Here is a 14,635-nt window from a genome sequence, read left to right on the forward strand (position 1 = left end):
CGCCCAGCGACGCTGAATTTTGATTACGCACTAAGTCTTTTTGACTCCTCTTTTTCTTCCTTGATCGCGTTCAGAATTTTCCTTGTTTCAACTACCACAACACCTGACAACCCAAGTAATCCAACCAGGTTGGGGAAGGCCATTAGGCCGTTCATCACGTCGGAAACAGCCCAAACAATCTCAAGCTGGGAAACCGCGCCGATGAAGACTGCAATGACATATGCGATTCGATAATAAAGCACGACTTTTTTGCTGAACAGATAGGAGAAGCATTTTTCCCCATAATAAGACCAGCCAATAATGGTCGATGAGGCGAAGAATAACAGTCCAACCGCTACAATTACAGAACCAGACTGCCCAAGGAACTTTTCAAAGGTCGCCGAGGTCAGGTCTGCAGCTGTAGTATCGCCTGTATATAAACCGCCCATGACAATTGTAATTCCCGTAATCGAACAAATAATGATTGTATCAATGAAAACTTGTGTCATCGACACAAGTGCCTGACGTCCAGGCAAGTCCGTCTTTGCTGCAGCTGCAGCAATTGGTGCGGATCCCAGACCCGCTTCATTGGAGAAAACGCCGCGGGCTACACCCATCCTGATGACAGTTCCGAGTGCACCGCCAGCGACAGCTTCTCCAGTGAAGGCATCAGTAAAAATAAGTGCAATAGCTGCTGGTACAAGATCAAAATTCATGATCATTACCGCCAGACCTGCCAAAAGATAGAATGCCGCCATAACCGGTACAAATAGGGAAGTCACCTTTCCAATGCTCTTGATTCCGCCAATAAGAGCAAGAGCTGTAAAGAGAGTCAATACAATTCCTGTAATCCACCCCGGAACCGAGAAAGTAGACTGAACAACGCTGGCAACTGAATTTGACTGTACCATGTTGCCGATCCCGAAAGCCGCTATCGCACCAAAAAATGCGAATAAAACCCCAAGCCATTTCTGGCCAAGCCCGCGTTCAAGATAATACATCGGACCCCCGGACATCTCGCCGTCCTTGTCTTCAACGCGGTATTTAACAGCAAGGACAGCTTCTGCGTATTTAGTGGCCATCCCGAAAAATGCCGTAATCCACATCCAGAACACAGCGCCAGGTCCGCCAATGAATACCGCTGTCGCAACACCGGCAATATTGCCAGTTCCGACAGTTGCTGCAAGTGCCGTCATCAGAGCCTGGAAATGAGAAATATCCCCCTCAGACCGTTTATCCTGTTTTTTGGTAAAAGCAATTCTGAGTGAGTATGGCAGAAGCCTTACTTGGAGAAATCCAATGCGGAAGGTCAGGTAAATTCCAGTCCCGACAAGTAATAACAACAGAGGGGGACCCCAAACCCAGCCGCTTAATTTTCCTATCCAATCTACAAATGACATGTTGTACCCCCTTATAAAATTATCGTCGAAAAATGTTCACTAACAAGAATATTCTGATAATTGGTGATAAGTCAAGCGATATCCTTTAGGGAAATCATTAAATAATGTGTTCATTCCTTAAGCCAAAGGGATTCATGCGTCAATAAAAGTTATTCATTTTTAAGATTTCTTAAAGCGATATGTAATAAGTGAACAAAAAAAATTTCCTGCTTGCTTGCATGAAGTGATGGCAATCGTGGAAAATGTTAGGTAGGAAGCAGAGATGTAATATCTGCAAAATGAAAAGCTAGTTATTAGGAGGAGAAATATGGGGAGTTCGAAAAAATTTTGGATTGGTATGTTTTTGGGTGCAATGGCTGGGGGAGCGGTAACGCTTTTGGAAAAGTCAACCCGCCAGGCGGTAAGAAAAGATTTCAGCAAGATATCTAGCGGAGTTGCATATGTCGTTAAAAATCCAAATGAGTTCATCGAAGACGTGAAAGAGACAGCGAATAAAGTGCGGACAACAGTGGAACAAGTAACAGAGGATGTTGCTTTTATAACCGAAAAAGTTGAAGAAATAAAGGATGTCCCGCCCCAGATTACAGAATTGGTGAAGGGGACGAAAGAATCACTGAAGAAAATAGCAGCCTCGGGAGAGACAAAGCGGAATATAGATGGACAAGAGTGAGTGACTAATTATGGTCTCCAGCAAGGGAAGCGATATAAAGAGGTGAATCAATGATTGATATTTCATTTTTCCGGCTTATGTGGCACAGGATACAGGAGGACGATGTTCCCGCCCTTGCTGCCCAGCTTGCATATTTCTTTTTGCTTTCCTTGTTTCCCATGCTGATCTTTTTGGTCACATTGGTTCCTTATTTGCCAATTACGGAAATGGACATCCTAGGCTTTTTTGATGATTATGCTCCTGGTCAATCAATGGATCTGATCAAGACCAGCCTGGAGGATATCATGAAAAAAGATGGAAAGCTGTTGTCATTCGGATTGCTGGCGACAATTTGGTCCGCTTCTAATGGAATCAATGCCATCGTGAGGGCGTTCAACCGCGCTTACCGGGTAGAAGAGACAAGGTCTTTTATCGTTAGCAGATTGATGGCGATTGTTTTGACGTTTGGGATGATTTTTGTATTCCTGGTCGCTTTGCTCCTACCTGTATTTGGGAAAGAGATCGGCGGCTGGCTGTTCGCGAATTTCGGGCTGAAGGAAGAGTTCATTTACGTTTGGAATATGCTTCGGTGGCTGATTAGTATCTTGATCCTTTTTATCGTCTTTCTAGGGTTATATTGGATTGCACCAAATAAAAAATTGACCTGCATCAGTGGCGTGCCCGGATCCATTTTTGCAACAGGGGGTTGGGTGCTCGTATCACTCGGCTTCTCCTATTATGTCAGCAACTTTGCTTCGTATACCGCCACGTATGGCAGTATCGGCGCCATTATTGTGCTCATGATCTGGCTTTATTTGTCCGCGTACATCATTATCATTGGCGGAGAAATCAATGCCTATTACAGTGAAAAGAAAGCGGGCTGCTAATATGGTTGGGTTTCCATCCTTAAATTACCTCAGTTATCATATGCTCTTTTAGCAAATGATACAGAAGAGGAATGTTCCTCATTTTCTTATCCAAGGGGGAATTCAGGATGGCAAAGAAGACGAAGAAAGACGGAAGCACCAAGCAAAAAGGCAAGAGCAACCACAGCCAAAAAACATCAGGCTCAGCAAACGGTTCAAACGGATATCACTAACGTACATGCGCCCACACTCGGAGGGCGCTTTTGTTTTATGAAAAAAAACGGAAGAAGCCAATGACAGACAAAAATCGTTAAAACGGGAGAAGAAGTGTCCGTCATCAGGCCGATGATGGACAAAACTGAGTGAACCCAGGAAAGAAGTGTCCGTCAACAGGTCGATGATGGACAAAATTGAGTGAACACAGTGAATAAGTGTCTGTCATCAGGTCGATGACGGAAAAAAAATGAGACAATTCTAGCAAAAGGAGTCCATCATCGAACTCATATCTCCAGGCATTTGAAAGAAAACCCCCCGCATGAATGAAGTTCAAGCGGGGGTTTTCTTTATTTTAGTAATCTCAAGCTATTCAATATGACAAGAATGGTGCTTCCTTCGTGGCCGATGACGCCGTATGGCAGGTCGAGCAGCTGCAGGAAGTTTGATGCAATCAGAACCATGATCACCAATATCGAGAAGACAATATTCTGTTTGACAATCCGGTTCATTCGGCGTGATAAGTTGATGGCCTCGGCAATCTTAGGCAAATCGTTTTTCATGAGGACGACGTCGGCTGTTTCGAGGGCGACATCTGAACCTTCACCCATGGCGATCCCTACGTTGGCGGTAGCGAGGGCCGGAGCGTCGTTAATGCCGTCACCGACCATGGCAACCTGGCCGTGGTCCTCTCTCAGCCTTTTTAATTCCTCGACCTTTGTTTCCGGAAGGCATTCGGCTATATATCCTTCGACATGGCTCTCGGAAGCAATGGCTTTTGCGGTATTCTGGCTATCCCCTGTCAGCATGACTGTGTAAATGCCTTCCGATTTCAGCAGGTCGATTGCCTGTTTCGTTTCTTCGCGGACCACATCCTTAAGGGCGATCAGTCCGGCAAGCTGGCCGTTCCGCTCGATAAAAACGATTGTCTTTCCGTGCGAAGCAAGCTGCACTGCTGCTCCGCCATTGAAGGCTTCTGCTGCAGACCTGCCGACAAAGTCAGCTTTGCCTATTTTCCAGTCTTCCTTTTCAAAATGGGCTTTTACGCCCCACCCGGAAACATCCTCAATGCTTTCTGGATGCAGCAATTCCTTTCCAAGCTGTTCCCTGGCGTGCTTTACAATCGCATTTGCCAGTGGGTGATTGGAGTGGCTCTCAATCGACGCTGCCTTAAGCAGTACTTCATCTGAATTCAAACCATCAGCAACAATCACATCTGTCACTTCCGGTTTGCCCTTTGTCAGTGTCCCTGTTTTATCGAAGGCAATTGCTTTAAGATGGCTGAGATTTTCCAAATGGACGCCGCCTTTGAATAGAATTCCATGCTTTGCTCCGTTTGATATGGCTGACAAAGTTGCGGGCATGATGGACGCAACGAGGGCACATGGTGATGCGACGACGAGTAAAATCATTGCCCGGTAAAAGGTTTCAGTCCAGCTCCAGCCCAGGAGGAAATGAGGAACAAACATCATCAGCACAACTACGGCGAGAACGACTTTTACATAAGTCCCTTCAAAACGTTCTATGAATAGCTGTGAAGGAGATTTCTCACTCTGCGCATTCTGGACCAGCTGAATGATTTTCTGAAACAATGTTTCCTCATTTGATTTGGTGATTTCGACAGTGAGTGAACCAGTCAGGTTTACAGTGCCTGCAAAAACGTCATCCCCGGCATCCTTAGAAACAGGGATGGACTCCCCGGTAATCGCAGCCTGGTCAATCGTTGTCTGGCCTCTGGCAATTTTTCCGTCTGACGGAATTCTTTCACCCGGTTTAACTAAAATCAAGTCGCCGATTTTCAGTTCCGAAACATGGACTCTTTGTTCGACTCCATTTGTGATTCTTAAAGCTTCCTCAGGCTGCAGCTCCATCAATGAGGAGATTTCCTTATGACTTTTGTTCATCGTATACGTTTCAAGTGCGCCGCTCATCGCAAAAATGAAAATCAAAATGGAGCCTTCCGTCCAATAACCAATGATTGCTGAGCCGATCGCTGCAAAAATCATCAGCATCTCAACATTCAATTCTTTTTCCTCGATAGTCGCTTCGATGCCTTCCTTCGCTTTAGCAAAACCGCCAATAACATATGCGAGGATAAAAGCAATGACCGACACTGTTTGTGAGTCTGCTTTACCCAGAATCCATCCAGCCGCTATCAGGATCCCACTGATGGCGGCGGCAATCAATTCTGCGTGAGGTTTGACTTTTTCAAAAAAATTCCCTTCTGGAACCGAGTTTGGCTTTGCTAATGCATTAGCTCCATGTGCCATCCCTTTCTCCTCCTCCAATTGATAGTAATAATCACAATCAATACCCCTAAAAAACACGAAAGCTGCCACCATAACGGTGACAGCGAAAAGCCAGAGCAAATGATACATATTGAGTTAACTATTATGTTACCATACAATATATGCTTTTTGAAAGAATAATGCGATTGTCTAAGGAGAAAGATGGATGACAACTAAAGAATTTTTTACCCACCCGCTTGGTATCGTTGTATCGGCAGCAGGGGCGACTTTCCTGTGGGGGAGTGCGTTCCCATTTATAAAATTGAGTTATGGAAGCCTTGACATCAAGCCGAATGAAATCGGCGAGCAAATGCTGTTTGCAGGCTACCGCTTCCTGCTTGCCGGGCTGCTGATCCTGATTTTGTTCTTGCTCTTAAAGCGGAATATGAAATTCAGGCCAGAAACAATCAAGCCTCTTTTAAAAATAGGTCTGTTCCAGACGTTCCTCCAATATGTCCTTTTCTATATCGGGCTAAGCTACTCAACGGGAATACAGGGATCGATCATTGCTGGTACGACTTCATTCTTCCAGATCCTCCTGGCGCATTTCCTGTACCCGGATGACAGAATGAGCCGTTTGAAGGTTGCAGGATTGATGATCGGCTTTACCGGAGTTGTTTTTGCGAACTGGCCGAACGGGGAATACGAAATTCACTTTGGGATTGGCGAAATTTTGTTGATGGGCGCAATGTTGGCCGGTGCATACGGCAATATCCTAGCTAAACAGGGAAGCGGTAAAATGGAGGTCATTTATCTGACTGCTTATCAGATGATTTTAGGTGCCCTGGGGCTGATTGCAATCGGTGCTTTCACAGTCGGACTGGTACCGTTTGATTTTGACCTCAAGTCCGGTTTGATACTTCTCTACCTGGCTTTCCTGTCCGCTACTGGTTTCATATTATGGAATAATGTCATGAAATACAATCAGGTTGGCAAGGTATCGCTCTACCTGTTCCTGGTGCCGGTATTCGGGGTGTTATTATCCTCCATGCTCCTTGATGAAGCGCTCCATTATTTTGTCATAGCTGGCCTGATACTGGTTGTGGCCGGAATCGTTCTTGTGAACCGGCCTGCACGGAAAAAAAACAGCCTCCCTGCGAAATAGGGGAGGCTGTTTTCATCATGCGGATTTTATCTGTTGTTCAGGTGATTCCTGGCGAAAAGCAACCAGGGCGATGAATATCAACAGCAGCATCGTACTGATGATGTAGAAGAAACTGATCCCTTTTAGCCATTGAATGGCCAGCCCCCCAATAAACGGACCGCTGATGCTCCCAAAGCTAAAGAAGATGCCGCACATCAGATTGCCAGCCGGAAGAAGCTGTTTTGGCAGCAAGTCGGCCATATAACTGATTCCGAGGGAAAAAGTCGATCCTACAACCATCCCGGCTAAAAAGAAACAGATGAGCAGGCCAGTGGTCGAGTTCTCGAGCAATCCGGCTGCCGTGAACGAGAGGAAGCCGGACAGGGTTACGGTGATCAATACATTTCGCCGGCCGAGCTTATCACTTAGGATCCCAAGCGGAAGCTGTGAGAGGATTCCCCCAATAGCAAAAGCAGGCAGCAGGAGTGCAACAGTATCGACGCCAATTCCCGATCTCATTGCGTACACTGGGAAATTTCCGTTTAGACTGGCTTCCAAAAAACCGTAGCCAAAGGGAGGCAGGAAGGCGACCCAGGCATACTTGAAAACCTTTCTAAATCTCTTCATTGTACCGAAGAAAGAAACACTGTCCGTATCATTTTCAGGACGCTCGTTATGGAGCAGCCATACAGTCAGCCAGGCAATCAGGCTGATAGCAGATGAAATGATGAATGGCAGCGCGGTATTTATTTTTACAAAACCAATCATTAATGGACCAGCAGCAAATCCCAACCCGAAAAATAAACCATAGATGGAGATATTCCTTCCGAGTCGATCTCTTGCCGAAAAGGATGTGATCCATGTCTGAGTGGCAAAATGAAGCATATGGTCGCCAATCCCGATGGCCAGTCTTAGAACAAACCAGAACCAGAAGGACTTCCATAAGGGAAAGAACGCCAGCGAAACCGCTACTAGAAAGCCGCCGATGAGAATGATGGGCTTGTAGCCAAATCTGCGAAGCGGCGCTTCCATCAATGGGGATGCAATCAAGATCCCGATATACAATCCTGTTGCATGTAAGCCATTCATGGATGATGACACACCATCCTGTTCAAAGATAATTGCAACCAATGGCAGCAGCATTCCCTGGGAAAACCCCGAGATGGCCACGATGCTGACCAGGATCCAGAAACGAAGTTTAGTGCTTATATTCATGATTTAAAGTCTCCCTGAGTAGTTAGTACTCTTTTGATGTTAACGATATAAAATTTTATGTGCAACGGTTTTTTTCTTTCAAATAGCAGGTAAAATAGTGTAACCTCTTTATTATCAGGGAAATATTGCTATTTAAAAAATTGTGTTTAAGGAGAGAGTCTAATGGAATTTAAAATGAAACCTGATGTTGGTTTCTATACAGAAACAGGTTTTGGGAGACTGGATATTGCAGGTGATGAAGAATATGGATTCAGGCCATATCAACTATTAGTTTCATCAGTGGCAATCTGCAGCGGCGGAGTCCTCCGTAAGGTTTTGGAAAAAATGAGGATGGAAATCGAGGATATCCATATTAAGGCTGATGCAGAACGAGTTGAGGAAGAAGCCAATAGAGTGAGCAAAATTACCGTACATTTCCGCATTTCCGGAAACAATCTTGATGAAAAGAAAATCGAGAAGGCAATGGTGCTGACAAGGAAAAACTGTTCAATGGTCCAATCAGTTCAGGGAAGCATTGAAATCGAGGAAACGTTTGAAATCGTATAATGCTTCTGCCCCCTTCAAAGATTTTGTTTTTTATCGATCACCTTCATTCCTTTAGGGACTTTTGCATAAAGTGACTAACAATGGACTATAAGGGGTACAGATATTGAAAACAATAACAACTTAGAAAGGATTAGACTATGGCAAACAAGATTTTTATGATTTTAACGTTCGTTGGTGTTCCGTTATCTGTTATCGGAACTCTGCTGCATTGGTCGAGTGTTTTGTTATTTATTATTTACTGTTTGACAATCATCGCACTTGCCAGCTATATGGGCAGGGCGACCGAAAGTCTGGCAGTTGTGGCAGGGCCAAGGATTGGCGGTCTGCTTAATGCGACCTTCGGGAACGCGGTGGAATTGATCATTTCGATTTTCGCATTAAAAGCCGGGTTAATCGGCGTAGTCCTTGCATCACTGACAGGTTCTGTTCTTGGCAACCTGCTGCTGGTGGCTGGGCTTTCCTTTTTTATAGGAGGACTGAAGTTTAAACGCCAGCATTTCAACGTCTATGACGCTCGGCATAACTCAGCACTTTTAATGTTTGCAGTCATTGTCGCATTCGTCATTCCTGAAGTGTTTGCGATGGATATGAACGAAAGCAAGACCATCAGCTTGAGTGTGGGGATCTCCATTATCTTGATTGCGTTGTATCTGGCCGCATTATTTTTTAAGCTTGTCACCCACAGAGGCGTTTACCAGCCAAAAACTGAGGAAGGAACCGTGCATCATGAGGAAGAACCGGAATGGAGCAAAGGCAAAGCAATTGGCATTCTGCTAGCTGCAACCGTTGCTGTTGCGTACGTTGCCGAGAATCTGGTTCACACTTTTGAGACTGTCGGTGAATCTTTCGGCTGGTCTGAATTATTTATCGGGGTCATTATCGTGGCGATTGTAGGGAATGCAGCAGAACACGCATCAGCCATCATCATGGCCTATAAAAACAAAATGGACATCGCTGTAGAAATTGCCGTAGGGTCAACTTTACAGGTCGCAATGTTTGTTGCACCAGTACTAGTTTTGATTTCTTTGATGTTTGAAACGAGTATGCCGCTAGTGTTCTCAATGCCAGAAATGGTGTCGATGGCAGTTGCCGTGCTTCTGTCCATCAGTATTGCCAACGACGGAGAAACAAATTGGTTTGAGGGGCTTACACTGTTGGGTGCCTATGTTATAATGGGTATTGGATTTTACTTGCTTTAATATAATAGAAAATATGAACTCTGTTCCGGGAGGACAGGGTTCTTTTTTCGCTGTAAAAAGGCAGTTTAATTGGAACAGCTATGATTTAACAGTCATGGGCTGATTATGGACATGTCAGGATTGAAAAACGATGACAATGTCCAAAAGAAGGTTTTGAAGAAGGAGAATAAGGACTATGGCTTTTGTTTATCGCACTCTATTTTTCATCATCGGGTTAACGATTCTTTCTTTCGGAATTTCGATGACTATTAAAGCTGGGCTGGGGACAGGCGCGTGGGATGCTCTCAATGTTGGCCTTTCGAAAACTGTAGGCCTGACACCTGGCAGCTGGGTTGTCATTGTAGGAATTATCATGATATTCATTAATGCGTCTCTGGTAAAAAGACGACCGGATATTGCCGCGGTCATCACTTTGCTCATTACAGGTTTGCTGATTGATTTCTGGCTGTTGCGTGTCCTGGATGATTTGGCGGTTTCAGGGTATGGAAAGCAATTTGGGGTATTCCTGATTGGAATGACTGCACTGAGTTTTGGTCTCGCAGTCTATTTGCAGCCGAAATTTCCATTGATTCCAATCGACAATTTCATGATGGCGCTAAGGGAACGGTTCAATTTGAATTTAATGGCAGCGAAAACGCTGGGAGAAGTGATCGCTCTGTCAGCAGCCTTCATTTTCAAAGGACCGATTGGAATTGGGACATTGATAGTGACCTTCGCAATCGGGCCGCTAATTCAATTGTTCTATCCTTATTGTGAGAAATTGTATAATAAGCTGCTCACCTCTGCCAGATAAATCTTATATAAAAAACCAAGAGGACTTGCTCAATCAGCAGTGCCTCTTTTTTTACGCAAAAACTATGGATAAACTGACGGAACTCCGAAAACACTATGAACAAACTTAAAAGTTTCCTGTAGTGAAAGGAGTATTACACCGATGAAAAAAGCATCAGCTATCCTTGTATTGTCGATGGTTTTCATTATGTCCATTCTAGCAGTTGGTTTTGCCGAGGAAGGGAAGAAAGGAACTCCGCAGCAAAAGCAGGAGGAGAAATCGAAGTATGTGATTCCGGGTTCAGTCATGAACATCACAAAGGATAATACTTATCCGAATCCGACTGAAGATCTGCCGTTCCTACAGCCAAGTGAGCTGACAAAGAATTTAATCAAAACGTCAAAAGTGAAAATTGAGAATCCTGACTTGATTCGGATGCTGAATGAAACTTCAATTAACAGCACTCCATTTGCCATCGGATACCGCGCGATTGTTTATCTTGGAGAATGGCCGTTGAGTTACGAATCAGCTGAAACCTCACCTAACTGGGAATTCCAGAAAATCAATACGAACTATTTTGATAACCGTGGTGGAAATGCTATTTATCAAATCCATTATGTACAGGAGCAGCAGAAGGTAGTGAAAGGCGGCCTGACTGCGAAAATCAAAAACGCGGAAGATGTTCAAAAAATGATGCTGTTAAAAGCAGCCAAGAAAACTGGATTGCCGCTTGCGTTTGAAACGATTGTCGGTGCTGGTACAAAAAAGGATCATATCTATAATATCCAGCCTAAGCGCCTCGGCTACCTTTATGCATATGCACCAGCGATCAATGAAAAGGGGAAGGTGACATACGGCGAGGTTTACCTGATGCTTAAAGGCAGCAAGAAATTCATCGTCGTCAAAAATGTCGTTTCCCAGGGAATCGGGGCCTGGATCCCGGTTCAAGACCATATAAGCTTCGGTTTCGTTTCCAGTGAGCGTCCGAGGTAAAATGAATTAGATAGGAACGAAGCTAGCCTGGTATCTTTTAAAGGAACCAGGCTTTTTTTATTAGTTGTTAGTAATTTTTTCCTCTTGACAAAAGGTAGATATATCCTGTTTAACGCTTGTCCGTACCGGGAATTAGATAGGCATAACAAAATAACTCACCAAAAATTAAGGAGGAAATAAATTATGTCTGACAATATTCTTTCTAACAACCAAAATTCAATGGGCACCAATTCAAACTCTTACAACTTGAACAACAATATGTACACTTCTTCAACGGAGAATGCATCATATGATACAACAACTGGAACAACAACCTATGCAAGCACAAATTCCGGAGATTCTTATTCCAACAATTCTTCGATGGGCGGATACTCCAGCAGCTATGCTGTTGGAAGCTCAAGCAGCTCAAGCTCTTCAAACAGCAAGCTGATGAAAGGTGTGCTTATCGGAGCTGCAATCGGCGGTGCGATGGCAATGCTTGACTCAAACACTCGCACAAAAGTTAAGGATAAGGCAGTAAATGCAAAAGATACGTCAATGAATGTCATCAGTGAAGTAAAGAACAACCCTTCTGATGTAAAGGAGCAAATGATGAGCAGCTTCAGGGAAGCTTCCAGCATTTTAAAAGAAGCAATCAGTGATGCTCAAAACCTTTACCAGCGCCTGAATGAGGATGTGTTCAGCAAGATGAATGAGGCAAAGTCCAATTCCTCTGATGCTGTGCAAACCGTAATGAATGCCAAGGAAGAGCTCAAGGAGGTTGGATCAAAAGTGAAGGAAGCAGGTTCTGTAGCGATGGACAACCCGGTTGTCAATTCTGCAACTGATTCTGGATCTTCATACTCTGGGTCAAGTCAGGGTTCTGACACGTATGCAACTGGGATGAAGAGCCAACCGACTGATACAACAGGACTTGGAAATACCTCAAACACCTTCACGGTATCACCGGAAAACCAAAGAAATGATAACAATCGCTAATATGGGCGAAATTAAAACCAGTCCTGGTCTACAGGGCTGGTTTTTTGCTGTCAGGTCTCCCATATATTTGGTTGTTTCTTAATTTTGTTTGGCGGGTATTAATTAGTACGAGTTAATTTAGGAGGAAATGTCAATGGATAAGCAATTTAAACCGCGCTCAGACAGGTGTGATTATGATAGAGAAACTGCAACAGGTAAAATAGCAATGGCTGCTTCGGCGCATCCCATCGCTACCAATGCAGCGGAAAAAATACTGCGTGAAGGCGGGAATGCCATCGATGCCGCGATTGCCATTCAATTCGGGTTAAATGTCGGGGAACCGATGATGACTGGTATTGGAGGCAGTGGATTTTTCATGGTCTATCATGCGGAAAGCAAGACGACGAAAATCTTTGATGGACATACTAGAGCACCAAAAGCTGCGCATCCAAAACTGTTTTTAGATGAAAAAGGGGAAGTCATCCCATTCCAAAAACGATCCACGCATGGAATCGGCGTGGGTGTACCAGGAATATTGAAAGCAATGGAGGCGGCAAGGAAGGAATATGGGACCAAGCCGCTTGCTGAATTGATCGAACCTGCTGCGCAGGCTGCAGAGAAAGGTGTAGAGGTCAATTGGGTCATGGAAGAAATCCTAAATACATTCGACCACCGACTCGGTGATCATGCAAAGGAATTATTCATGCCGGGCGGGAAGTCGCTTAAGGAAGGGGATGTCTACCAGAAGGAACACCTGGCGAAAACGTTCCGGGTCCTTCAGCGTGATGGCATAGAAGCGTTCTATGAAGGGGAAATTGGGGAAGCTATTATTTCTACACTAAAAGAGCTTGGCGGAATCATGGAGATGTCTGATCTGAAGGAATATGAAATCTCTATCGATGAGCCAGTATGGGGGAGCTACAGAGGATACAAAATTGCTTCTTCCAACATGCCAAGTGCCGGCGGGATTACGATGCTGCAGATTTTGAAAATCCTCGAAGGTTTTGATCTTAGCAAGTATGATGTGAAATCATGGGAGAAGTATTTCTTATTTACTGAAGCGATGAGGATTGCTTTTACCGATAAAATTGCCTTTTCAGGTGACCCTGAATTTGGGGACATACCGCTAAAAGGATTGCTGAATGAGGAGTACCTTTCTGAACGAAGGAAATTGATTAATTGGGAACGAAGAAATGATGCAATCGATTTTGGAAATCCTTGGGCTTATTCAGGTGGTAATGAAATTAATATTGTGCGTCAGCCTTTTGAGCCTGATAGGGAAAGAAGTGAAACAACCCACTTTACGGTAATGGACAAGTGGGGCAATATCGTTGCTTGTACTTCCACCGTTGAACATCCCTTTGGGTCAGGGATCATGGTTAAGGATTATGGGTTTGTTTTAAATAATGAGCTGACAGATTTTGATGCTGTTCCAGGCGGATTGAATGAAATCCAGCCAGGCAAGCGTCCTGTCAGCTGCAAGACGCCTACAATCGTGTTCAAGGATGATGAGCCGGTTTTGACACTCGGTTCCCCGGGAGGGCCTACGATCGTTGGCTCAGTTTTCCAGACATTGGTCAATGTGCTTGATTTCGGAATGGATCTTAAAGAAGCAATCGAGGAGCCGAGAATTTTCAATAGTACAGGCCCGCTGATTGGCTGGGAGTCAGGAATCAGCATGGAAGCGAAAGGTGAAATGGAATCCAGGGGCTTTGAATTCGCCGACGGACCATTCCCGATTGGTAATGTCCAGGCTATCAAAATTGATCGAGAGAAAGGCATCCTCTATGGTGCCGCAGATTCCAGCCGGGAAGGCAAAGCAACAGGGCTGGATGAATAAGATCGTAAAGCAGGCTGAAATAGTTCAGCCTGTTTTTAAATATGTTTTTTCCTGAAATAGCCTGTGCAAACCCATTGGTTAGGGGGAATACTATCCAATAACCAATGAATTTTGCACGAACTGCAATCAGTAAGGCTTTTTGAAAATCATTGCACACCCGCCCATTTTTAGGTAGGATGTTAACGATAGTGAAAGGAGCGAGTATGTTGGGAAACCCGATTAATGATAAGAATACACAGGTTGTATTCCTGAAACAGCGTTTGGATATGTTTGCCGAATTGCTAGAAGCAATTGATCCGGAAGAAGCCGATCTAGATGATATCGACCGCATGATCCAGATTGTCGAAGAAATGGATGCTAAATGCCGAGAATTTAAAAATCGTGATTTGTAAGGGACCTTTATATGAGGTCTCTTTTTTGTGCATGCATCTGTCTGGAGCTGTCCGAAGCGCTTGCGCTATTCTTTTTCCAGCTCCAGCGCCTAGCCCCTCGAGACGCTTCGGTCCTGCCAATGAAGTCAAAGAGCGACCTCACTGTCAGGCCCTCCAGCGCTTGTCGGGGCTGACCAAGGCGCTTGCGCTATTCTGTGTGTAAACGATTCCACTTTTCATCTTTAAATAGAGAGATTATAGGA

Annotated in this window: 13 protein-coding genes; 10 read left to right on the forward strand and 3 right to left on the reverse strand. The window is 44.6% G+C overall.

Going from position 1 to position 14,635, the window contains the following annotated elements:
• Positions 1-23 precede the first annotated feature (23 nt).
• Positions 24-1,379 (reverse strand): alanine/glycine:cation symporter family protein, encoded by a 1,356-nt coding sequence (locus B5X77_RS04475; RefSeq protein WP_079505494.1) that lies wholly within the window; start codon positions 1,377-1,379, stop codon positions 24-26.
• A 307-nt stretch (positions 1,380-1,686) separates the two neighbouring features.
• On the opposite strand from B5X77_RS04475, the gene B5X77_RS04480 reads away from it, so the two are divergent.
• Both B5X77_RS04480 and B5X77_RS04485 read left to right on the forward strand, forming a co-directional pair.
• Positions 1,687-2,049, forward strand: a complete 363-nt coding sequence (locus B5X77_RS04480) for a hypothetical protein (RefSeq protein WP_079505496.1) — start codon at positions 1,687-1,689, stop codon at positions 2,047-2,049.
• Between the two features lie 50 nt (positions 2,050-2,099).
• Positions 2,100-2,915 carry a YihY/virulence factor BrkB family protein gene (locus B5X77_RS04485; RefSeq protein ID WP_079505498.1) on the forward strand — a complete coding sequence of 272 codons (816 nt, stop codon included), beginning with the start codon at positions 2,100-2,102 and terminating at the stop codon, positions 2,913-2,915.
• Between the two features lie 542 nt (positions 2,916-3,457).
• Here the strand turns inward: B5X77_RS04485 and B5X77_RS04490 are convergent.
• A complete protein-coding gene (locus tag B5X77_RS04490) occupies positions 3,458-5,377 on the reverse strand; it encodes a heavy metal translocating P-type ATPase (RefSeq protein WP_079505500.1) in 1,920 nt (639 codons plus the stop codon).
• A 184-nt stretch (positions 5,378-5,561) separates the two neighbouring features.
• Here B5X77_RS04490 and B5X77_RS04495 point away from each other — a divergent pair, with 184 nt between their 5' ends.
• Entirely contained in the window at positions 5,562-6,500 is a 939-nt protein-coding gene (locus tag B5X77_RS04495) for a DMT family transporter (RefSeq protein WP_079505502.1), read from the forward strand.
• 15 nt (positions 6,501-6,515) lie between these two features.
• On the opposite strand, the gene B5X77_RS04500 is transcribed toward B5X77_RS04495, so the two are convergent.
• Positions 6,516-7,694, reverse strand: coding sequence for an MFS transporter (locus B5X77_RS04500; protein WP_079505504.1), 1,179 nt, complete (start codon positions 7,692-7,694; stop codon positions 6,516-6,518).
• A 162-nt stretch (positions 7,695-7,856) separates the two neighbouring features.
• On the opposite strand from B5X77_RS04500, the gene B5X77_RS04505 reads away from it, so the two are divergent.
• The 7 genes from B5X77_RS04505 (at position 7,857) to B5X77_RS04535 (ending at position 14,393) form a co-directional block, all read left to right on the forward strand.
• The gene (locus B5X77_RS04505; RefSeq protein ID WP_079505506.1) at positions 7,857-8,240 is read left to right on the forward strand and encodes an OsmC family protein; all 384 of its coding nucleotides are present in this window, start codon (positions 7,857-7,859) and stop codon (positions 8,238-8,240) included.
• Between the two features lie 137 nt (positions 8,241-8,377).
• Positions 8,378-9,439, forward strand: coding sequence for a calcium/proton exchanger (gene cax, locus B5X77_RS04510; protein ID WP_079505508.1), 1,062 nt, complete (start codon positions 8,378-8,380; stop codon positions 9,437-9,439).
• A 175-nt stretch (positions 9,440-9,614) separates the two neighbouring features.
• Entirely contained in the window at positions 9,615-10,232 is a 618-nt protein-coding gene (locus B5X77_RS04515) for a YczE/YyaS/YitT family protein (protein WP_079505510.1), read from the forward strand.
• Positions 10,233-10,373: 141 nt separating this feature from the next.
• Positions 10,374-11,204: a YfkD famly protein gene (locus tag B5X77_RS04520; RefSeq protein WP_079505512.1), complete on the forward strand. Its 831-nt coding sequence runs from the start codon at positions 10,374-10,376 to the stop codon at positions 11,202-11,204.
• 183 nt (positions 11,205-11,387) lie between these two features.
• Positions 11,388-12,182, forward strand: coding sequence for a YtxH domain-containing protein (locus B5X77_RS04525; protein ID WP_079505514.1), 795 nt, complete (start codon positions 11,388-11,390; stop codon positions 12,180-12,182).
• Between the two features lie 133 nt (positions 12,183-12,315).
• Positions 12,316-14,001, forward strand: a complete 1,686-nt coding sequence (ggt, locus tag B5X77_RS04530; protein WP_079505516.1) for a gamma-glutamyltransferase — start codon at positions 12,316-12,318, stop codon at positions 13,999-14,001.
• Positions 14,002-14,189: 188 nt separating this feature from the next.
• Positions 14,190-14,393 carry an SE1561 family protein gene (locus tag B5X77_RS04535; protein WP_306807287.1) on the forward strand — a complete coding sequence of 68 codons (204 nt, stop codon included), beginning with the start codon at positions 14,190-14,192 and terminating at the stop codon, positions 14,391-14,393.
• Positions 14,394-14,635 lie beyond the last annotated feature (242 nt).

The organism is Mesobacillus jeotgali (genome assembly GCF_900166585.1).
GTDB classification, from domain to species: Bacteria; Bacillota; Bacilli; order Bacillales; family Cytobacillaceae; genus Mesobacillus; species Mesobacillus jeotgali_A.

Coding starts and splice junctions, on each gene's coding strand:
- B5X77_RS04525 (WP_079505514.1), top strand. CDS start 11,388: ATGTCTGACAATATTCTTTCTAACAACCAAAATTCAATGGGCACCAAT.
- B5X77_RS04495 (WP_079505502.1), top strand. CDS start 5,562: ATGACAACTAAAGAATTTTTTACCCACCCGCTTGGTATCGTTGTATCG.
- B5X77_RS04490 (WP_079505500.1), bottom strand. CDS start 5,377: ATGGCACATGGAGCTAATGCATTAGCAAAGCCAAACTCGGTTCCAGAA.
- B5X77_RS04500 (WP_079505504.1), bottom strand. CDS start 7,694: ATGAATATAAGCACTAAACTTCGTTTCTGGATCCTGGTCAGCATCGTG.
- cax (WP_079505508.1), top strand. CDS start 8,378: ATGGCAAACAAGATTTTTATGATTTTAACGTTCGTTGGTGTTCCGTTA.
- B5X77_RS04515 (WP_079505510.1), top strand. CDS start 9,615: ATGGCTTTTGTTTATCGCACTCTATTTTTCATCATCGGGTTAACGATT.
- B5X77_RS04505 (WP_079505506.1), top strand. CDS start 7,857: ATGGAATTTAAAATGAAACCTGATGTTGGTTTCTATACAGAAACAGGT.
- B5X77_RS04475 (WP_079505494.1), bottom strand. CDS start 1,379: ATGTCATTTGTAGATTGGATAGGAAAATTAAGCGGCTGGGTTTGGGGT.
- B5X77_RS04480 (WP_079505496.1), top strand. CDS start 1,687: ATGGGGAGTTCGAAAAAATTTTGGATTGGTATGTTTTTGGGTGCAATG.
- B5X77_RS04520 (WP_079505512.1), top strand. CDS start 10,374: ATGAAAAAAGCATCAGCTATCCTTGTATTGTCGATGGTTTTCATTATG.
- B5X77_RS04485 (WP_079505498.1), top strand. CDS start 2,100: ATGATTGATATTTCATTTTTCCGGCTTATGTGGCACAGGATACAGGAG.
- ggt (WP_079505516.1), top strand. CDS start 12,316: ATGGATAAGCAATTTAAACCGCGCTCAGACAGGTGTGATTATGATAGA.